Source organism: Sphingobacterium sp. xlx-130 (genome assembly GCF_011007405.1).
In the GTDB taxonomy this organism is placed as follows: domain Bacteria; phylum Bacteroidota; class Bacteroidia; order Sphingobacteriales; family Sphingobacteriaceae; genus Sphingobacterium; species Sphingobacterium luzhongxinii.
Genome location: NZ_WFKN01000002.1, coordinates 45,243 through 66,300 on the forward strand (window position 1 = coordinate 45,243; position 21,058 = coordinate 66,300).

The following is a 21,058-nucleotide window of genomic DNA, read 5'->3' on the forward strand; positions in this document are numbered from 1 at the left end:
GGATAGAATCCGCACAAATATTTGTTAACTTTACACCCATGTCAATACTAACACGCAAATTTGATACGCTGTACGATACAGCGCCCTTTTCAAAAATCAACATAGAGGATTATATCCCAGCCTTTGAAGAGGCTATACAAAAGACAAAGGATGAGATCGATGCCATCGTCAATAATCCCGAGCCTGCTAGTTTCTTAAACACCTTAGAAGCCATGGCTTTTTCAGGAATGACCCTAGATCGCCTTTCCAATATATTTTTCAATCTACATTCTGCCGAGACCAACGACGAGCTGGAAAAAATAGCCCAGGAAATAGCACCTAAGCTTTCTGCATTGGGCAATGATATCACCTTAAATTTTGATCTATTCAGACGCATCCAACAAGTATATGAGCAGCGGGACGATCTCCGTCTCACAGCAGAACAACATACCCTATTGGAGAAATCATACAAAGATTTTGTCCGTAACGGGGCTTTACTTCAAGATGGAGATAAAGAAGAATTACGCCAGATCGATGCAGAACTCGCCGTTACAAAATTAAAATTCGGCGAAAATATTCTTGCGGAGACCAATGCTTACCAGCTCCTAATCGAAGAGGAAGCCGATTTATCCGGTCTACCAGAAGGCGTCATTGAAGCCGCCAAAGCCCAGGCAGAAAGCCAAGAAAAAGAGGGGTGGTTATTTACGCTAGATTACCCGAGTTATATTCCATTTATGACCTATGCCGACAACAGAGCGCTACGTCAGGAATTAGCCCTTGCAGCAGGACGCAAAGCATTTCAGAACAATGAATACAACAATGAAAGTAATGTCCTTAAAATAGCGCAATTACGTTTTCGACGGGCACAGCTTTTGGGCTATGCGACACACGCTCACTTCGTTCTAGAAGAACGTATGGCGCAGTCTCCCGACAAAGTAAAGGAGTTTCTACAAGATTTATTAGAAAAAGCAAAACCGGCAGCAGAGCGCGAGTTTCAGGAACTTAAGGATTTCGCAAAGAAAACAGATGGAATCAGCCAGTTGCAAAAATGGGATGGTGCATACTATGCCGAGAAGTTAAAGCAAGAGCGGTTCAATCTCGATGACGAAAAGTTAAAACCCTATTTTCAGCTTGAAAAAGTACTGGAGGGCGCTTACGAAACAGCAAGGCTTTTGTACGGGTTACATTTCAAAGAGATAACTACAATCGACAAGTACCACGAAGAGGTTCAAACCTTTGAAGTGACCAATGATGCCGGAGAACTCGTATCTATATTTTACACCGATTTCTTCCCCCGCAAGGGTAAACGCAACGGTGCCTGGATGACCTCTTTCAAGCCGCAGTACCAGTATCAAGGCATACAAGAACGTCCACATGTATCTATCGTTTGTAACTTTACGCGACCAACACCGTCCAAACCTTCCCTATTGACATTTCAAGAGGTTACCACTTTATTTCATGAATTTGGACATGCGCTACACGGCATGTTGGCCGACACCACTTACCCCAGCCTTTCCGGCACTTCGGTATACTGGGATTTTGTAGAGCTGCCGAGCCAAATTATGGAGAACTGGTGCTACGAAAAAGAAGCGCTAGCACTATTTGCCAAGCATTATGAGACCGGAGAGAACATACCGATGGAATTGGTCGAGAAAATAAAAGAATCTGCTTCTTTTCAAGAAGGAATGGCTACCGTAAGACAGATCAGCTTTGGTTTATTGGACATTGGTTGGCATGGTGGCGATCCAAACCTCATAAAGAGCCTAAAGGCTTTTGAAACCGAGCAGTTTGCTTCCACACAACTGTACCCCGATGTCGCAGACAATGCGATGAGTCCCAGCTTTTCCCATATTTTCAATGGGGGTTATTCTTCCGGTTATTACAGCTACAAGTGGGCCGAAGTACTGGATGCAGACGCCTTTGACTACTTCAAGGAAAATGGCATTTTCAACAAAGAAATCGCAACAAAATTCAAAGACAACATCCTTTCCAAAGGAGGTACCGAACACCCTATGACGCTGTATCTACGGTTTAGAGGGCAGGAACCACAGGTAGAACCCCTATTAAAAAGAGCAGGCTTATTAAAGTAAGAACATGAGAAAACTGATAGACAATCTTCTGTTCCGCGTTGTCCTAGCCATAGCGCTAGGCATAGGTATAGGCTATATTATTCCCGAGCCGATAGGTCGTATTTTTGCCACTTTCAATTCTCTATTTGATCAACTGCTCAAGTTTTTGATCCCGTTGATCATTGTAGGTTTGATTATTCCTGCTATTTCCAAGCTAGGCAAGACCGCCGGCAAACTCCTGTTAATGACCGTCGCTATAGCCTACGGATCGACCTTATTTGCTGGTTTCTCTTCCTACTTCGGTAGTATGGCTATCTTTCCTTCTCTTATCCAAGGACAGGTAGCTACCGACATCGCAGAGTCTACCAAAGCCCTCACACCTTATTTTACATTAAGCTTTCCGCCACTATTTGACGTGATGACCGCGTTGGTGTTTGCATTTCTGGTGGGCATAGGTTTAGCACGTTTAGAAGATTCCACCTTGGAAAAAGCAGCAATAGATTTTGAAAAAATAATATCGTTTATAATTGAAAAGCTGATCATTCCTATCCTTCCCTTGTTCATTTTCGGGATCTTTTTGGATATGACCTATTCAGGCAAAGTCGGAATGATATTGTATGTATTCATCAAGATCATCGGCGTGATTTTCATCATGCATGTCCTCTTGCTCCTGACACAATTTGTTATAGCCGGCATTATCGGCAAAAAGAATCCGATTCGTCTTCTGTCCACGATGCTGCCGGCCTATTTCACGGCATTGGGCACCCAATCTTCTGCAGCCACCATTCCGGTCACTTTGGCGCAGGCAAAGAAAGCTGGTGTCAGTGAAGACATCGCCAACTTCACCGTTCCTTTGTGCGCCACCATACATCTTGCGGGCAGTATGTTAAAGATTGTAGCCTGTGTTGTAGCCCTGATGCTTATGCAAGGTATGCCAATAGACCCTATTCAGATGATAGGTTTTGTATGCATGTTGGGAGTTACTATGATTGCTGCACCCGGCGTACCCGGCGGCGCTATCATGGCTGCTATTGGTGTTATCGCTTCCATGTTAGGTTTTGATGCGCAGAATCAAGCTTTAATGATATCCTTGTACATTGCCATGGATAGCTTCGGGACAGCCTGTAATGTCACCGGAGACGGTGCTATCGCGGTTATTGTAGATAGTATTTATAAGAATAGAAAGTAATCTTGTTATCGAGTTATCTTGTTAACCTGTTATCTTGCCTATCCCGATATAAGCGGGATTATCTAGTTAACTTGTTCACCGGATAACTTGTTAACTCCATCACCTCCTTCTATATATCTTGCGCTATCGCATAGCCTGCGGCCCAGGCCCATTGAAAGTTATATCCACCCAGCCAACCTGTTACATCCACTGCTTCGCCTCCAAAATACAACCCTGGATATTTTTTAGATTCCAATGTTTTAGCTTTTAACTCCGTCGTAGACACACCGCCACGCATCACCTCAGCTTTGTCGTAGCCTTTATCACCAGCAGCTTTGACTTTAAACTTATGAATAGTCTCTACTACCAGTTTTGCATCCGCTTTACTAAGCGAAGCTATCTTGATATCCACCGGTAAAAAACGAGCTAAGGCATCCACCATCTTTTTGGTAAAATGGCTTTGCAGCATCTGTCCAACAGTACGTTTGCCGCCAAAATTACGCTCTTCAGCAATTAGATCCTGTAGCTTAAATCTTGGTAAAAGATCCATGGTAAAAGATTCACCCGGCTGCCAGTACGAAGATATTTGCAGGATAGCGGGACCGCTTAGCCCCCAATGGGTAAACAGTATATTCTCTTCAAAAGATATTTTATCGCTATACACCCGGGCATAAACCGAATTTCCAGAAAGCGAAGCATACCATTCAGCATCTTTCCCCGTAATAGTAAGTGGTACCAAAGCAGGTGCTGTCGGTACGATTTCTAATCCCAATCGACGAGCGGTACGCAGGGCAAAATCAGTAGCCCCCAGCTTCGCCACAGGGAGTCCGCCCGAAGCAAAGACAACCTTGGAAGTCTGTAGGTCCTCCATTTTCCCATTCCGCTCTATAGTGACGCGATACCCTTCTCCATTTGGAGTCACCTCCTTAACCAAGGTATTTAACCAGATATCTTGCCCTGTATCGTACATCAATTGGGTAAATGTGGTTACGATATCTTTAGCTTTATTCGATACGGGAAAAAGCTGACCTAGTGTCTTCTCTTGCCCCGTAATCTGTCCGAAATTCTCAAAAAACGCTATCGTATCATCCACAGACCACTGTGCAAAGACTGCATTCAGAAATTTTGGATTCTCCGATACGAAATTATCGGTAGAGGTATATAGATTTGTATAATTACAACGTCCACCACCAGAGATCAATATTTTGGCCCCTGGTTTATCGTTACGTTCCAGGACAAGCGTTTTCTTACCCAACAATCCAGCCTGTACCGCACACATTAACCCACAAGCCCCAGCCCCTATTATAATAGCGTCGTAGTTATTCAAGTTATAAAAGTTATGATGTTATCGAGTTATCGAGTTATCCTGTTCACTTGATAACTTGATAACCCGATCACTTGATCACTTATTTTTCATTAAGAAATCAACTGTCCTTCAGTTTTCACCGTTCTTTGTTCCGCCCAGGATTGTTCTGCCAGTTCCAAAATACGGATTACATCCCTAGCCTGTTCCGGTTTGACGAACAATTCTTCCTCTCCCGACAACGCCGCGACAATGTTTTTATAAAAATCCTGTCCCGTTCCGATTTCGCTAAGCACATATTCCTCTACATCTTCACCATTTTCCAACAAAGAGAGTTTCCCCTGTATCTCGGCTGGTTCCACCCCCCATTTAGGGTCATTTTCAGGACGTACACCAGCACGCAACATGTTTTCCTGAGGATCTACACCACGTTTTACAAAACAGCCATTCATACCGTATATTGCAAATCTTGGCGTAGGTTCTTTAGCGAGCATCTGTCCCTTTAACGAAACTTTTAAACTCGGGTAGGATAAAATAAACTCAAAATCATCCACTGCTTTGGCCCCATCGCGCTGTGCTCTCAAGTCTGCAAACACTGCATCAGGATAACCAAACAACTGTAATGCCTGATCAATAAGATGAGCTCCTAAATCGTAATGAATACCCGATCCTGGAAGCGCAGCTTCGCGCCAAGCACCCTCGCGCAAGAAGTTACGAAACCGATCAAACCGAGCTTCGTAATGCACTACACGTCCCAGCCTTCCTGAGGCTAGTACCTTCTGCACTGTTTTATAGTCCGAATGAAACCGTGCATTATGGTGCACCGATAGCAATACACCTTTTTCCTTGGCCAATGCTATTAAGATATCTGCCTCTTCCGTCGTATTGGTAAACGGCTTCTCTACAATCACATTTTTACCCGCTTCTAAAGCCGCTTTGGCCAAGCTAAAATGAACATCGTTTGAAGTAGCGATAACCACAATATCCACCTCCGGATCTTGGATAATATCTTCCGCAGACAATACGCCTATAGTATTAGGATAGCGTTCGGCCAACATCTTCTGTTGCTCTTCTTTTCGAGCAGTTACTTTGTATAATTCAAGATTTGGATTACTAGCGATAAAAGGCGCATGAAATACATAACCTCCTATCGAAAATCCTATTAACCCAACTTTAAACTTTTTCATTTTTCTAACTCTTTAAAGTGAACACCTATTATGTTGTTATTCTGTGATCTTGCCTGTCCCGATCTAATCGGGATTATCCTGTTAACTTGTTAACCAAATAACTTCTCTTTTCACTTACATCCTCTCTGGCGAATCAATCCCCAGCATGCGCATACTCTCAGCGATGATACGGACCGATGCTGCAGATAGATGCAGACGGAAAGTCTTCACATCCTCCTGCTCTGCCTTAAGAATACTTTCTTCGTGATAGAATTTATTGTACAGCTTGGCCACTTCATAAACATAATTTGCCAGTTGTGCCGGACTGAACTCCTTTGCTGCAGATTCAATTACCATCGGGTAGTTGGATAGCGCCAAGATAAGATCCCGTTCGTAAGGCGAAAAAGAAGAAGGCACCACAGTAGCAGCAGCACTGTCAAAAGATGCCCTACGTAATACCGACTTGATACGAGCGTGTGTATACTGAATAAATGGCCCTGTGTGTCCTTGAAAATCGACCGACTCCTTTGGATCAAAAAGCAACCTCTTCTTCGGATCTACTTTTAATAAGAAATACTTCAGCGCCCCCATACCGATCATATCGTAAAGCTGTGCTTTTTCTTCCTCGTCAAACCCCTCCGTTTTTCCCAATTCTTCGGTACGTTCCTTTGCGGTATCGACCATTTCACGCATCAGATCATCGGCATCAACAACCGTTCCCTCACGGGATTTCATCTTACCCGAAGGCAAGTCGACCATTCCATACGAAAGATGGAATAATCCCTCTGCCCAGGATTTACCCAGTTTTTTCAATATCGCAAATAACACCTTAAAGTGGTAGTCCTGCTCATTGCCCACCACATAAATCGACTCATCCATGTGGAACTCGTCGTATTTTAGCTGTGCTGTACCCAGATCCTGTGTGATATATACCGAAGTACCGTCACCACGGAGTACCAGCTTTTCATCCAGGCCTTCGGCTGTCAGATCGATCCAGACCGAGTTATCTTCTTTCTTAAAGAAAACCCCTTTTTCCAATCCTTCCTGAATGATATCTTTACCCAATAGGTACGTATTCGATTCGTAGTAATATTTATCAAAGTCAACGCCCAACTGTTTGTATGTCGCTTCAAAACCTGCGTATACCCAGCCGTTCATCGTCTTCCACAAAGAAATGACCTCCTCATCTCCAGCCTCCCATTGTTGCAACATAGTTTGAGCTGCTTTGATCAGAGGCGCATTTTTCTTAGCTTCCTCTTCGGACTGTCCTTCCGCTTTCAGGGTCTCTATTTCCTTCTTATATTCTTTATCAAATACAACATAGTACTTGCCCACAAGGTGGTCACCTTTCATCCCGGCAGATTCTGGGGTCTCTCCATTACCGAATCGTTGCCAAGCCAGCATCGACTTACAGATATGAATCCCCCTGTCATTTACCAGATTAGCTTTGACAACATCATAACCATACGCCTTCAATATCTCTGCGACCGAATAGCCTAATAAGTTGTTGCGGATATGGCCGAGATGCAGTGGTTTGTTGGTATTTGGCGAAGAATATTCCACCATCAGTTTCTTCCCATTTTTTGCAAACTGACCAAAATCCGGTTTAGAGATCCTGTCATTGAGCATGGAGATCCAATATGCATCGGACAAGCTGATATTCAAGAACCCTTTGATGACGTTATAGCCCGAAATCGAGTCAATATGCTGTTGCAAATATTCGCCAATTTCCATTCCCGTCTGCTCAGGCGACTTTTTCGAAAATCGAGTTACCGGAAACGTGACAATGGTTATTTGACCCTCAAATTCCTTGCGGGTTTCCTGCAAAGTGATCTGAGTTTCTGGAATATCAGCGCCATAAAGCGACTTTACCGCCGCTACAGTTTCTTGGACGAGCGTAAATTGTATAGAATTAGTCATGTAAATATTATGTAATATTCATATCCCATTGATAATGAACGATAAAAATAACACCCAAAGTGTTTAGGTATTCATTACGAAAGCATATCTTTGCCAAAAATAATAAAAAATGCAGAGCTATCAGGAATTTCTTGACTTAAGTGTTGGTTTTCCGCAAGACGGATTCGAAATAATCGACGACGAATTGTACTTCCATGATTTGAATTTAATGGAAATGATAGAGACATATGGAACTCCATTGCGGTTTACCTATCTACCTATAATTAGCAAAAAAATTCAACAGGCGAAGATTCTTTTTCAAACCGCTATCCTTAAACATGATTATAGGGGGTCGTACAAGTACTGTTACTGTACCAAATCTTCCCACTTTAAACATATCGTAGAGGAGGCCCTTAAAAACGACATCCACCTGGAGACTTCATCGGCATTTGACATGCCTATGATCGACTCTCTAGAACGCGCGGGTACGGTCAACAAAGACATTACAGTAATCTGTAATGGTTTTAAGACCTATCAATACAAGCAGTATATCATCGACATGATTCACGATGGATATACCAACATCATTCCTGTATTAGACAACAAGGAAGAGTTTAACCTATATGACGATGAGATCGAATTGGATCAACCTTGTGCTTTAGGTATCCGTATCGCTTCCGAAGAGCAGCCTGATTCGCAGTTCTATACTTCGCGTCTAGGTATCCGTATTGAAGAAGTTATCGAGTTTTACAATAATAAGATCGCGGACAACCCCAACTTCAAAGTAAAGTTGTTACACTTCTTTATCAACTCCGGTATTTCGGATACCCCGTACTACTGGAATGAGTTAGAGAAATACGTTACGTTATACTGTAAATTCAAAAAAGTAAACCCTGATCTAGATACCTTGGATATCGGTGGCGGTATGCCGTTTAAAGATTCTTTGGTTCATGATTTCGATTACGAATACATGGTCAATGAGATCGTAAACCGTATCAAGCAGATTTGTGCGCACCACGAGGTCATGGAACCGGATATTATTACCGAATTTGGTAAGTATACGGTGGCTGAGGCATCAGGCATACTTTACAAAGTATTAGGACGTAAGCTACAGAATGACCGTGAGAAATGGTTTATGATCGATGGTTCATTCATTACCAACCTACCGGACGTATGGGCGTTGAACCAAAAATACATTCTATTACCGATCAACAACTGGGATTCGGAGTACGAGCGTGTCAATCTAGGTGGTATTACTTGCGACGGACAGGATTATTACAATCAGGAAGCACATATGAACTCCGTGTTTATGCCTAAGACACGTAAGGTACAATACCTTGGATTCTTCCATACAGGTGCTTACCAAGATGTATTAAGCGGCTATGGCGGTATACACCACTGTTTATTACCATCTCCAAAACACGTGATCATCCGACGTAATAGAGACGAGACATTCAACTACGAAGTATTCGGCGAGGAGCAAAACTCCAAGCAGGTTATGAAACTTCTAGGATATCAATAGAAACAAAAAAGGAGCTTTAAAAGCTCCTTTTTTGTTTAATCATAGTGATAGCGACACTTGACAATTTGAATTTCATCCTCTTCTATTCTATAAATCAAGCGACTAGCATTGCAAAAAGACACTTGTTTATCGCCAAATACACTTATAAAGCAACCCCAAAACCTACAGAAAACACTCGGTTTTTAACATTATCTGACCATTTGAAGCCACTCTCTGCAATATTAGCCATCCCCACCCGATAGTTGGCTGTCACAGAAAATCGCTTGGCAAATTTAATCCCTGTTAAAAAATTGACGCCATAATCAAAGCTTCTCATGGCATTATCATCATATATAATCACGGCTGTGGTAGTACCTTTTTCGGTATATTCATTAGTCCCGTCCATCGCAAATCCAACATAAGGCCCAGCACCAACAAATACCTTACCTATTTGCCCAACAGGCACTTTACCCAAAAAGTTAAAAGCAAAATCCAACCATTTGGTTTTCTGTTCAATCTGCCATGCCCCTCTTACCTGCGACTCTACCAGCTTGCTCCCCTTTTCTTGCAATGATACTTCAGGTTGAAAATAAAGTCCTGAAGCAATACGGGTATCGAGGTATCCTGCTAAATAAAAACTGGTAAGAGGTTTTGTCTCTCCAAGCACTTCCGAATCAGCGCATTTATAAGACGAAAAACTAGCTCCTGCCTTGAGACCAAATTCAGTTTGTGCCTGTGCGGCGGAAACAATCGTAAAAATCCCAATAATAGATATTAATATGAATTTCATTTCTAAAAAACTTTAACACCAATAAATATTATATTCACCGTCTAGATAGCCCATAGATGTCTCCACAAGGTCCCCGATAAATCGATACTGGAAGCTCGTCGACGACAATCGTGACGCTGCGACATGACGTACTCGACTACTTCATTAAATACCCTAAGGCTTTAGGCCGCACCATACTTTCCTGATAAACCTTACCAAAGCGATCTGTAACCCTGATCTGTAACGTGCTAGTTGGCGATGAAGCTTTCACCTTAAACATATGGGCCGTCAAAGACGTTACAAAATCTTCCGTAGGTACCGCATTCCGATTCAATCTTTGCGCAGAGTACGAAATAATATGTAATGGATCCCGCATACGCACACGGGTTACCTTCAAAGGCTGTCCATTTTCTATTACCTCTACCTTCCAGTTTTTATCATAATTCCACACATTGATCAGCACCTCATTGGCTGTACTTGCATTCGCATATTCAGCGGCGTAGTTGTTCCATTCTGCGCCGTTGTATGCAGGCGCATATTTTTCCCTGGTCAAGTGTACCTTATTAAGGTCATATGCTCTAAACTGGTAATCTTCGTTCTCACCAATCGCTTTGTACTTCCATTTCAAATCTCTACCCTGCATCTCCCATATAGCATAGCCACCTGGCGCACCATCTTTACAGATATGATTTCCAGCGTAGCCTACATTGCCTGTCCACCACCAGGTCGCACACACCGCTCCAGTATTATGCTCCATGATATTAGGTGCCGCCGCCGTTTCTACATTATAATTGATATGTGTATGTCCCGTAATCACATGCACCGTCGTGAAAGCTTTTAACGCATTGACAAAATCATCCGCATTAATAATCCTATAGCCTGATGTCTCACTACCACTACTATTTAATGAAGGATTACTATGCAAATGTGCATGCATCGCGACTACTACAGGTGTACTTTTGTCGGTTAATGTAGCAAGATCCTTTTTCAACCATTCGATCTGGTTTTCCACGATTTTCGTATTGTAATTTCTCGCATCATTTACATTCAGGTACTCGATATTGTCCAATACGATATAATGGATCTTACCCAGATTGAAGGAATAATAAGTAGGTCCAATAATCGATCTATAGGTATTTTCAGACTCCCAATCGCCAACCGCCTTAGGGTCATTATCATGGTTGCCCATCGTATTGAATACCATAGCCTCTATTTTATTCATCTCGGTCAGGTACTGTGGCAGGGCATAATTATTCGAATACCAATAGCTTTCCCATGTCATATCACCGAGCGTCAGCGCGTACACTTTATTTCCTGCATTCTTATAGGCCTGAATAGATTTATTGACATCTGGCAAGAAACCTTTTTGAAACTGATTGAGATCATCCGTACGTCGTGCCAGGTGCATATCGCCCAATATCATGACCGTATGTTTCTCGTTATTGACCGCTTTAAGTTCAAAATCTTTGGTTTCAACAACATCTATCGGTTGGTTGAGCCGCTGAAAAAACTGCGGTGCATTCATTGTTGTTACCACCTCATAGTTCCCCGGGATGGAGACGAAAACATACCTCCCCTTTTTTGTTGAGGGCAGATAGTAGACTCCGTTTTCGTCCGTTGTGGTCACCTCAAATCCATCTGATACAACCACATTGGCCAATCCTGCACCTGCAGCGTACACCACACCTTTTATAGTCATCCCCGCCCTATCTGGTATATTAGCGTTAAAGTATAGATTAAGGATAGTCGTCCCCAACAGCAACGACTGTGATCCCCGTTTTACAGATATCCTATAGCTATCCGAAGGAATATCCATTGGGAAAACAAAACTAATCTGATCTGCTGTGACAGTTTTACTCGTTATGGTGTGTTTTCCTGTTGCTGTCATATTAGCCCGCGATTCAAAGTAGAGCTGATCACCGACTGCAAATCCTTTTCCACTAATACTATATTCTGAACCTTTGGTCGCATCTATATATGCAGCAATAAGCACCCCCGTAATGCTGAACTTACCATCATCCCCTCCTCCAGAATCTGGGGTAGTAGGTTCTTTTGTTGGTTCGGCTACAGATTTTGTACAGCCGTATAGATTTAAAGACAAACCTAACCCCGTCACTAAAGAAGCTTGAATAAACGAACGTCTGCTATAGTGAAATTTCTTTCTCATCGTTGAATGTTATTAAAAAGCCCGTGCGGAATACTCTACACGGACTTTGATCTGGGTTAATTATAGGTGATAAATTATTTAACAGTGACGACTACATCATCTATAAAAATACGATTTGTCGTTTTAGGCCAATTGCCGGCACGTTGATCAAAAGCTCCTCCCAAAAACCACACTTGCGTTTCGGCAGTCGCACCTGTCACGACAAAAGAATATGTCGCTTCTGGAGCTTGCCATGCCGCTCGGCATGCTTCTAGGTTCGAATTCGGACTAGCCACATTCATAACGTCAAACTCTTTTACACTGACTGCTCCTGGTCCATTAACTCCCACTGTAAGCAGGTAATGATCCCCTGTTGCATATCGTACCGCTTTAAAAGTCACTAACAGGTCCTTCGTACGCTGTACTTTTTCCAACTTAGGCGATATCAGATCTCCACCATAATTGGTACGTCCTAATTTCACAAACCCTGGACGTGCGTAGATAGAGGCATAATCGCTAGCTCCTGTTGTTGTATTAATAGTACTTGTCCAACCTTTAGCCAGCTCTTCTGCTTTCCAAGAGCCAATTCTTGTCTCGCCTGTAGTCGCGTTAAATATTTCGCTCCCATAGTTCAACCAACTAAAGTCCTCTTTCAAGACTAAATCTCCTGAAACCTGTAGCTTCTGACCTTTTTGATGGATACTCAACACATTTTCCTGCTGTATACCATCCAAAAAGAACAACAGGTTTGCTGTACGTTCTAGATCCGTATTTTTATCAATGGTCACTTTTACCGGCGTATCCCCTTGACCTTCCTTTGGCTCCACATTAACCCAGTCTGGTTGATCTTCCAACTCCAAGCGCCATTTTCCATTAGCACGCAAGACATAATTTGTCACAGCACCAGCTTCCTCTGATTCCAGTTTAGTCGGCTTTCCATCAAGGTAAATATAAGGTTCCTCATTTTCTCCTTCTCCTGTCCCAGCTGCCTGTTCTATCTTAAGCACGCTATTATGAAGCTGACCATCTACTGTAAAAAAGAGCGTTACATTACGGGCTTCCTGAGCCATATTCTTATTCACCGTCACTGTAAATGTACCGTCGCCATTACCTTCCATTGGATCGATCTTTAGCCACTTCTCTTTACGCTGTGGTTCCACCTTCCAGTGACCACTAGATTGCACGGTATAGGTCTCCGAAGAGCCCCGCGAAGACACCTCCATCTTCGATGGATTGTCCTTTAACATAAACCGGCCCTTCACCTCATTTTCATCTTTACAGGACGTCAATAACATTGTCAGGGATAGGACAAAAGAAAAAACCACTCTTGCCATCGCCTTAATTTTATGATAATTAGTCGTTTTCATGGATTCCTTCATTTATTATTTAACCTGCATCTCCACGCGTTCTTTCATCTTACTGTAAGTTTTCCCCCCATCAACCGAATACTGATAAGAGAGCAAGAATACATTCGTTTTCTTACCAAAAGACTCTTCTACCTGAAATATATTCGGATATTTAGGATCGTTATCCAATTGCACAACATGTATAGTCTTATACGGCCTGATAGTCACCCGATTAGAATCATCAATTTCCAATATCATTGAGTTTTTATCAATGTTCGCAAGCTTTGGTTCGAACAATTCATTACCTGCAGTCAATCTTACACTATTATGAGTCAATGGAAAAAGCTTTTTATTGGCCGCAACCGGTATGACATCATCCTTCACCCCCGTCATCATATACATCGAACTATTCACTTGCGAGGCATAATCATTCTGAAAAGACACCTGGTATAGCATCGTACTTTTCTTCGGATTGATCTCGACACCTGACTGATCAACAACCTTCAATCCGATAAAATAAGTCGAGTCTGGTGATAGCCCCTCTGGTCTCAATTTAATCATCGTCCTTCCCGTACGCTCACCAGCCTTGATCACCACTTTATCATCCATGATCTCGTACTTATCCTGAGGCAACAGCCTAGCATAGAGCTCCTCAGCAGCATCAAAATTAGCCCAGTTATATTCCTTTAGCGGCTCGGCATCCTCTTCCAATCCTACGACTAGATCCTTTGCTGGAGCCAATGTACCACCAGCAGAAGCAGCTACAAAGCCAATGATTTCTTCACCTGTCATATGCACCACCTCTTGAAAGACATTGTGATTTTCGCTACTAATCAGGGAAACCTCATTTTTATACATTTCTTTCTCAAACACTTCATTATCCTTGCATGAAGCCAATCCCAACAGGAGTGCAAGAACTGTTATATATCTTCGTTTCATCTGTTATTTCTTTAGTTTTCAGGTACTACTTTTTTAATTATATCCTGGGTTTTGATCCGCAGAAGGCAATCTTCTCATTTCGGCACGCGGGATAGGTACCCAATTCAATCTCTTGTTCACTTCTCTTGTCAAGAAAGATGACGTCCCAGGGATCACACGTCTATAATACGCTTCCTTAGTCGCACCATCCGGATTCATTCCCATAATAGGTTCACGCTCGGTTTCCTCATACATTCCCCAACGACGTACATCGTAAAAACGTCTATTTTCCCACAAAAACTCCACCATACGTTCACGTACAAGCTCTTTTTGAACAGTCGCCGCCGAAGTTAATTGATTTGGAGACAATCCTGGTAGACCTGCACGGTAGCGCACCTGGTTAAATGCTTTCTTAATCTCTTCCACATCTCTTGACATCGTATAATCTCTCTCTCCCATCTTGACCGTATGACTACCGTTCAGATTGTTCAATGCCTCAGCGTAAGACAATAAGATCTCCGCATACCGGATAATAGGGTAGAATTTCGGAAGTGTGCGAGCTCCTGTACCAGTTTTTGCATCATACGAGTGAACCCATTTTTTAATAATATATCCAGTAATCGGATAGTTAGGTGAGCTCGCAGATACACCACCACGGCCATCAAGGTCCTGAAAATAATACTTCGCAGTATGATTCTGTAATGCAGCATCAGACGTTGACAATGCCTGCCATACGGCTTCGTTAAAACCAACAGAGGCATAAAATCGCATTTCACGATTTGCGTACATTTTATACACACCAGCATTGAGTGGGTATCCAGAGAAAGTTTTAGACTGCTCCGTAAAGAGGTCATTAAAAGTTCCGCCTGCAGGTAGATCGGCTACGCTTTCAAAATAGGTATCACCACGAGCTTCCTGTATGCTACGTCCGTCTTCCATCAGATAAGCATCCACTACTTTCTGCGTCACACAGAAACGCCCCCATCCACCCAGTGTAGGCGGGAAAGCCCCCTGATTGATGTCCGAGTTGATATAGGGCGCACTAACTCCCCAGATAAACTCCGGATTAATCGCCGCAACAGACTCACCGGTAAATATATCCGAATAGGATTTGAAGGCATCTATACCCAAAGCACCATTAGGATATGATCCATAGAAATTTGGATCCGAAGTTACCCCCGAAGGTAGTTGAGCGGTCAGGTTGTCTGCAGGAACAGTATATAACTGGTATTTCCCCATATCCATAACACGTTTCGCAGCTGCCGCTGCCACGGCCCATCTACTCTCATCGTACTGCTGTGATACATAATGCACACCATCAGTCTTACGCGTCCAGCTTCCGAAGTAAGAGCGCGCTGCATTACCTCCATTATACAAAGGACTAGCATGTATCAAACGTAGACGAGCGATCATAGCAAAAGCAGCACCTCGAGTAGGTCGTCCAAAATTTAAAAGACCGACATCAGGAGGCATTAGTGTACCCGCTTTCTCAAATTCAGCGCAGGTATACTCCATGGCCTCATCGTAGGTAGATCTCGGACGGTCATAGTATTCCATACTTTCATTGGTATTTACAACCTCATCGCCCAATAAAATAGGAGGGCCATAATCCACTAAGATGTTGTAATAAGCATAAGCTCTGATAAAACGGGTATACCCCTCTATACGAAGCCTATCTGTCGAAGTAATATCCTTTGGCTTTTGCAGATTCTGCAAGATTAGATTACACTTACGGATTATTTTATAATAATTGCCCCACTGATTAAGCCCACCAAATTTATCTGGAGTGATATTCCCTGTTGCAAAATCCATCCCATAATAGATATTGGTAGTTCCCGCCCCCGTCAAACCGTTAAAACCTTCATCTGTAGCCATCGGTCCCGGCGTATAATTTCCTCTTATCGTTCTGGATTCGTCTGGAAACATAGCTGCGGCTCCCCACATATAAGCTTCCATATTCCGCGCATTACTAAAAGCGGAGTCTATATTAAATTCATCATCGAAATAATTATCGATATTCAGGTAGTCCTTACAGGATGTCACCAGAAAAAACAGTTGAATAATAAAGGCCGCTTTCGCTATTCTCTTTATGATTATTGACGTCTTCATATCGTTGATCTATATCTAATCGTATTAAAAATTAACATATACCTGCACTGAATAAGTGGACGGTATTGGATATTTACGTCCATTCCAGGCAGCCTGTTCAGGATCAAATATTTTGACATTATCCCAGATGTACAGGTTATTTCCTACAAACTGTAGATCCATAGATTTAACCCCTACGCGCTTAAGAAAATTAGGGTTGACCCGATAATTAACCGTTAGTTCCTGTAGTCTTATATAGCGTGCATCATCCTTCCAGAATGTAGACAACTGGGTGTTGTTTTCATTATTACCGTATTGCAAACGAGGAAAACGGGCATCCGGATTTTCTGCTAAGGACAGATCCATTCCCTCCTGCAAAGCATATTCGCGGGGTATCCAACGGTTGGCAGGATCATTAGCCATAGTAATTACATTCCCTTCACTACCATTATAGAATGGCATATAGCCCTTTCCATTGATCTCTGTGACATCTTTATACTTTTTAGGCATTCCCACATAGTAGAAAGGTGTACTACCTGTTCCCTTAAACAAGACCCCAACCGATAGGTTCTTGTAGCGAAATTCACCACCAAATCCGAACATTGTTAAGGGATAGTCATTGTGCGTCAATGGTACTTTATCTAAGGTATTGATTACTCCATCTCCGTTTACATCTTTATACTTGATGTCACCGGGCAATACTGTTCCAAAAGTTTGTTTGGGACTATACTTGACATCTTCTTCATCCTTAAACAAACCGAGAGACTGATAACCACGGATAGAACCATAAGGGAATCCGTTGTACTCTAGGTATGAATACTCCATATAAGGCTGCTCCCAGTTCTGCACCATGTTCTTAGAGTAGGTAAAATTACCCCGCACCGTAAATCCCATATCTTGATTTATCTGCATATTGTAACTAATATTACCATCTGCTCCTGCGCTCCACATCCGTCCCACATTAGCCCAAGGGTTGGAAATAACCCCTACATATTCAGGAACCTGCACACGGGGCTGGAATATACCGTTACGTTGATCTTTAAAGAAGTCTACCACAAAGTCAATTTTGTTATTGAAGAGTTTACCCTCGATTCCAAGATTAGCTTTTACAGCTCTTTCCCAGGCTAGGTTATCAGCCCCGATACGGGTTTCAGCAATTGTTTCTACACCTCCTATTCCCCATACATTACTGATATACTGATCCGCTTTAGTCAGATAAGGGAAACGTATGTCATCTGTGATACGGTCATTACCTACCGTACCGTAAGAAGCTCTGATCTTAAAATAATCCAACCAAGGAGCTTTCTCCTGTACATACTTATAACCTGTCGGCACCCAACCCAAAGCTACAGAAGGGAAGAAACCATATTGACGTCCAGGCTGAAAGTTTTCCGATCCCGTATATCCAAAGTTGACATCCAATAAATATGTATCTCTAAATCCATAAGTCAATCGACTAGACACCCCTTGATAGCGTTCCGGAATAGCCGTAAGATTATTTGTTGCCTTCCTTGTATCTTTAGAGTCACTCATATAATAATACAGCAATGCTGACGTACGGTGATCTTCTCCAAATTTCTGGTCATAGTTAAGTGTAGTTTCGAAGTGGTATTTACGAAACTGCCTCTGTCCGCTAAGATATTGAGCCGATCTCTCCTGTACCGTCTCTTTCATAATAAGCGACCCGTCATAATTACGACCCATCGCCTGATAAAGAGCCGGTTGTACCCAACGGCGCTCGTTAAAATTAGCATGAATATCATAGGCTCCTTGCATACGTAACTTAAGACCATCTAATATGCTGGTCAGATCTTGATCTATAGCTAGCGTAGTCTTGCCTTTATACCACTCCTCCGAAGCGCGGCCTGTACGATTGATCAATACATAAGGCGATGAAAGCTCCCCTCCTCCTGCCGCAGGAAACAAACCATTAGAATATTTTGTAGGAACTGACAGTGGGGTCAGACTAGATTGTGCTCTCCATATATAATCCGTATTTGAGATACCCGGCTGTAATAGTCTGGATAAATATCCGTCCGATCCCAGATATACTTTGGTCGTTTTAGTTAGGTTCAAATCCAAGTTTACACGATAATTATAGGTATTGAATCCTACATTGGAACTATAAGGGCTATTTTTATCTACTTTATAGGCAGCCGTTTCACTCTTACCACCGAGACTCAAGAAGTAACGTGCGATTTCGGATCCACCACGCCCTGAGGCATAATAACTCTGGCGCCAGAAGCTATTGTTCAAAATCTCCTTCTGCCAATCGACATCGGGGTACATATCTGGGTCTAGCCCATTCTCAATAATCCCCAATTCAGTAGGGTTATATATCGGTGATTCTCCACGCGAGAAAGCTGCTTCATTAGCTAGCTTTGCATAGTCATAAGCACCTAGATATTTAGGCAACCTATTAAGCGTAGAGAGTGTAGAGTTAGCTCGCGCAGTAATCTGTATACGGTCTACCGTACCTCTTTTGGTCGTTATTAAAACCACCCCATTCGCACCACGCACACCATATACCGCCGTTGCCGATGCATCCTTCAAAATAGAGAAACTTTCGACGTCTGCCGGATCAATTGTATTCAGGTCACCTTCCAACCCGTCGATAAGTACTAGTGCTTTGGCATTTGCTCCAAATGTACCAATACCACGTATCCAGAAATCGGCAATATTAGCACCTGGCTCTCCGGATGCCTGCATCGAGATCACTCCCGCAGCGCGTCCACCCAAAAGATTGGACATCGATGGAGCTGGACTCTGCAATTGCTTGACATCTACCGTGGTAATGGCTCCTACCGAACTGATTTTCCGTTGCTTAGCCCCCAGACCGACAACTACCACCTCTTCCACATCAAGACTTTTGTCCGTAAGCTTAATACTCAAATTAGCTTCCGACTTTGTAACGAGATGCTCTATCGATTCGTAACCTACATAACTGAATACCAACATATCGCCATATATCCCTTTAATGCTGAATTTTCCGTTCTGATCGGTAGATGCTGCTCCTGCAGGTCTATCCTTTATGTATATAGAAACACTTTGTACAGGTACATTTTTTTCATTGACAACAGTACCTGTAATTATCAATTCTTCTGTTTGTTGTGCAAATACCCCCGTAAACCATAGGCATAGCGGTAGCATACACAGAATGTAAATAATCCTCATGATATAGAATTAGGTTAATTATTCAATAACTAGTTTGCGAATCCGTGAGTTTCCATAGTCAGCAATATAGATTTCGCCCTGTTCATTGACTGCTACTCCCCACGGCTCATTGAACATAGACTCCAACGGACCACCATCTCTATAGCCTTTTACCTTAGGCTGACCTGCTACAGTCGTAACGATTCCATCGGCTGATACCATACGGATACATTGATTGCCCGAATCTGCTATAAACATATTACCAGCATTATCAAACTTAATATCCTTTGGGTAGTTAAATATAGCATCTTCTAATGGGCCATCGCGATGATCGCTTCCCCCTGTACCATTCACTCGACGAAACCCTTTACCGATATGCTCTGGCCTTAGATCCAGCACCATAAGTCCCTGACGGTATTCTATCGGACTGGCATTCGAGTGGAGTGTCATCCACAGCTCCCATGGTTTTGCCGGATTGATTCCTTGTCCGTACTGTGATCCATAAGGCCATGTAGAACCTGCTGCTTTTGATCCTTTATGGACCAGTGTCGCTTCATACGTATCTGGATGTATTTTGATCACACTTCCATCACGTGAGCGGCTGTAGAGATAACCATCATAAGGACTGAAAGTAATAAAGTTCATATATTGATCCCCATTGGGTATACCGTGGGCCTGAGCAAATTTGGCATTACGCTGGCGCGGATACCAACCTTCAATAGGATCGAACGAGAAAAATGTTTCAACAACAGACTCATGCGAGACCGTCATTACTCCAGTCTTTCTGTCCACTGTAACTCCATTCGCATAAGGATAAGGGCTTTCTTTTACCTGATACATAGCCGTAACCAAGTTTTCCTTCTCACTGACTCTACCTACGCCATATTTCGCATTATCTTTACCATCCCGCCAGGTCATAAAGAGATTTCCTTCGGCATCCAGCTCCAGGTATTTGGCGCAAACGCGCGCCTGATCCAGCGTACCCGCGATAAATTCTCGAGATCCAGTTCCTGTAACTGTAGTCACCTGTGCCTGTACATGATAGGCGAATGTATTATCGTATACAACAGAATCGTTACCGATTACTACCGATATCTTTGGATTTTCTCCTGGCAAACGTGGAACGATAGCGTAAACACGACCTCCACTAGCTGAAACTACAGCTGCTTTGGCATTGTTAAAATAAACTTTGATTTTCTTAGGGTTAGAACCAAAATTCTCACCGTTCAATAGGATTTTGTCTTTTGCCCCACCTTCTGCAGGGTAAAATGAGGTCAGCACGATTGGTTTGTTGGGATCATGCTCACTCTGTGTTGATGCAGAATCCTCTTTGCAAGAAGAGAAAAACAGCAACAATAACAAAGGAAGTGTTAATAGATTACGTTGTTTCATAACATATATGGGTTAATTATGCTCACGGGTTGAGGAGTAAACTTCATTTCGAAGAGTCACCAGCTTCAAAAAGAAACAAAACAAAAACATTTCAACAAAATTCGAAATCACCAGAAACATACAATACAAGTTAATACCGGTTGACGGTTTGTCTTTTTGAC

The 21,058-nt window shown here is 42.7% G+C and carries 13 protein-coding genes; 3 read left to right on the top strand and 10 right to left on the bottom strand.

Features of this window, described 5'->3' with window-relative positions; all coding sequences use genetic code 11:
- Positions 1 to 38 precede the first annotated feature (38 nt).
- The gene (locus tag G7B18_RS02605; protein ID WP_164110662.1) at positions 39 to 2,069 is read left to right on the top strand and encodes a M3 family metallopeptidase; all 2,031 of its coding nucleotides are present in this window, start codon (positions 39 to 41) and stop codon (positions 2,067 to 2,069) included.
- 4 nt (positions 2,070 to 2,073) lie between these two features.
- A complete protein-coding gene (locus G7B18_RS02610; protein WP_164110663.1) occupies positions 2,074 to 3,237 on the top strand; it encodes a dicarboxylate/amino acid:cation symporter in 1,164 nt (387 codons plus the stop codon).
- A gap of 109 nt (positions 3,238 to 3,346) precedes the next feature.
- Here G7B18_RS02610 and G7B18_RS02615 read toward each other — a convergent pair whose 3' ends face one another.
- The 3 genes from G7B18_RS02615 to argS all read right to left on the bottom strand — a co-directional run bounded on the left by G7B18_RS02615 (position 3,347) and on the right by argS (position 7,605).
- Positions 3,347 to 4,543, bottom strand: coding sequence for an NAD(P)/FAD-dependent oxidoreductase (locus tag G7B18_RS02615; protein ID WP_262886560.1), 1,197 nt, complete (start codon positions 4,541 to 4,543; stop codon positions 3,347 to 3,349).
- Positions 4,544 to 4,632: 89 nt separating this feature from the next.
- Positions 4,633 to 5,706, bottom strand: a complete 1,074-nt coding sequence (locus G7B18_RS02620) for a Gfo/Idh/MocA family oxidoreductase (RefSeq protein ID WP_164110665.1) — start codon at positions 5,704 to 5,706, stop codon at positions 4,633 to 4,635.
- 114 nt (positions 5,707 to 5,820) lie between these two features.
- On the bottom strand, positions 5,821 to 7,605 hold the full coding sequence (gene argS / locus G7B18_RS02625) for an arginine--tRNA ligase (protein WP_164110667.1): 1,785 nt from the start codon (positions 7,603 to 7,605) through the stop codon (positions 5,821 to 5,823).
- A gap of 109 nt (positions 7,606 to 7,714) precedes the next feature.
- On the opposite strand from argS, the gene G7B18_RS02630 reads away from it, so the two are divergent.
- Positions 7,715 to 9,106 carry an arginine decarboxylase gene (locus G7B18_RS02630; RefSeq protein WP_079642657.1) on the top strand — a complete coding sequence of 464 codons (1,392 nt, stop codon included), beginning with the start codon at positions 7,715 to 7,717 and terminating at the stop codon, positions 9,104 to 9,106.
- A gap of 142 nt (positions 9,107 to 9,248) precedes the next feature.
- Here G7B18_RS02630 and G7B18_RS02640 read toward each other — a convergent pair whose 3' ends face one another.
- The 7 genes from G7B18_RS02640 to G7B18_RS02670 all read right to left on the bottom strand — a co-directional run bounded on the left by G7B18_RS02640 (position 9,249) and on the right by G7B18_RS02670 (position 20,897).
- Positions 9,249 to 9,875, bottom strand: coding sequence for an outer membrane beta-barrel protein (locus G7B18_RS02640; RefSeq protein WP_164122024.1), 627 nt, complete (start codon positions 9,873 to 9,875; stop codon positions 9,249 to 9,251).
- A gap of 136 nt (positions 9,876 to 10,011) precedes the next feature.
- Positions 10,012 to 12,021 carry a calcineurin-like phosphoesterase C-terminal domain-containing protein gene (locus G7B18_RS02645; protein WP_164122025.1) on the bottom strand — a complete coding sequence of 670 codons (2,010 nt, stop codon included), beginning with the start codon at positions 12,019 to 12,021 and terminating at the stop codon, positions 10,012 to 10,014.
- Positions 12,022 to 12,095: 74 nt separating this feature from the next.
- The gene (locus G7B18_RS02650) at positions 12,096 to 13,367 is read right to left on the bottom strand and encodes a BACON domain-containing protein (RefSeq protein WP_240452754.1); all 1,272 of its coding nucleotides are present in this window, start codon (positions 13,365 to 13,367) and stop codon (positions 12,096 to 12,098) included.
- 15 nt (positions 13,368 to 13,382) lie between these two features.
- Positions 13,383 to 14,285 (bottom strand): BT_3044 domain-containing protein, encoded by a 903-nt coding sequence (locus tag G7B18_RS02655; RefSeq protein ID WP_164122026.1) that lies wholly within the window; start codon positions 14,283 to 14,285, stop codon positions 13,383 to 13,385.
- Between the two features lie 33 nt (positions 14,286 to 14,318).
- The gene (locus G7B18_RS02660; protein ID WP_164110681.1) at positions 14,319 to 16,373 is read right to left on the bottom strand and encodes a RagB/SusD family nutrient uptake outer membrane protein; all 2,055 of its coding nucleotides are present in this window, start codon (positions 16,371 to 16,373) and stop codon (positions 14,319 to 14,321) included.
- A gap of 24 nt (positions 16,374 to 16,397) precedes the next feature.
- Positions 16,398 to 19,526: a SusC/RagA family TonB-linked outer membrane protein gene (locus G7B18_RS02665; protein ID WP_164122027.1), complete on the bottom strand. Its 3,129-nt coding sequence runs from the start codon at positions 19,524 to 19,526 to the stop codon at positions 16,398 to 16,400.
- An 18-nt stretch (positions 19,527 to 19,544) separates the two neighbouring features.
- Positions 19,545 to 20,897 (bottom strand): IPT/TIG domain-containing protein, encoded by a 1,353-nt coding sequence (locus G7B18_RS02670; protein ID WP_164110685.1) that lies wholly within the window; start codon positions 20,895 to 20,897, stop codon positions 19,545 to 19,547.
- Positions 20,898 to 21,058: the final 161 nt, after the last annotated feature.

Coding starts and splice junctions, on each gene's coding strand:
- argS (WP_164110667.1), bottom strand. CDS start 7,605: ATGACTAATTCTATACAATTTACGCTCGTCCAAGAAACTGTAGCGGCG.
- G7B18_RS02610 (WP_164110663.1), top strand. CDS start 2,074: ATGAGAAAACTGATAGACAATCTTCTGTTCCGCGTTGTCCTAGCCATA.
- G7B18_RS02605 (WP_164110662.1), top strand. CDS start 39: ATGTCAATACTAACACGCAAATTTGATACGCTGTACGATACAGCGCCC.
- G7B18_RS02630 (WP_079642657.1), top strand. CDS start 7,715: ATGCAGAGCTATCAGGAATTTCTTGACTTAAGTGTTGGTTTTCCGCAA.
- G7B18_RS02665 (WP_164122027.1), bottom strand. CDS start 19,526: ATGAGGATTATTTACATTCTGTGTATGCTACCGCTATGCCTATGGTTT.
- G7B18_RS02660 (WP_164110681.1), bottom strand. CDS start 16,373: ATGAAGACGTCAATAATCATAAAGAGAATAGCGAAAGCGGCCTTTATT.
- G7B18_RS02640 (WP_164122024.1), bottom strand. CDS start 9,875: ATGAAATTCATATTAATATCTATTATTGGGATTTTTACGATTGTTTCC.
- G7B18_RS02620 (WP_164110665.1), bottom strand. CDS start 5,706: ATGAAAAAGTTTAAAGTTGGGTTAATAGGATTTTCGATAGGAGGTTAT.
- G7B18_RS02650 (WP_240452754.1), bottom strand. CDS start 13,367: ATGAAAACGACTAATTATCATAAAATTAAGGCGATGGCAAGAGTGGTT.
- G7B18_RS02655 (WP_164122026.1), bottom strand. CDS start 14,285: ATGAAACGAAGATATATAACAGTTCTTGCACTCCTGTTGGGATTGGCT.
- G7B18_RS02670 (WP_164110685.1), bottom strand. CDS start 20,897: ATGAAACAACGTAATCTATTAACACTTCCTTTGTTATTGTTGCTGTTT.
- G7B18_RS02645 (WP_164122025.1), bottom strand. CDS start 12,021: ATGAGAAAGAAATTTCACTATAGCAGACGTTCGTTTATTCAAGCTTCT.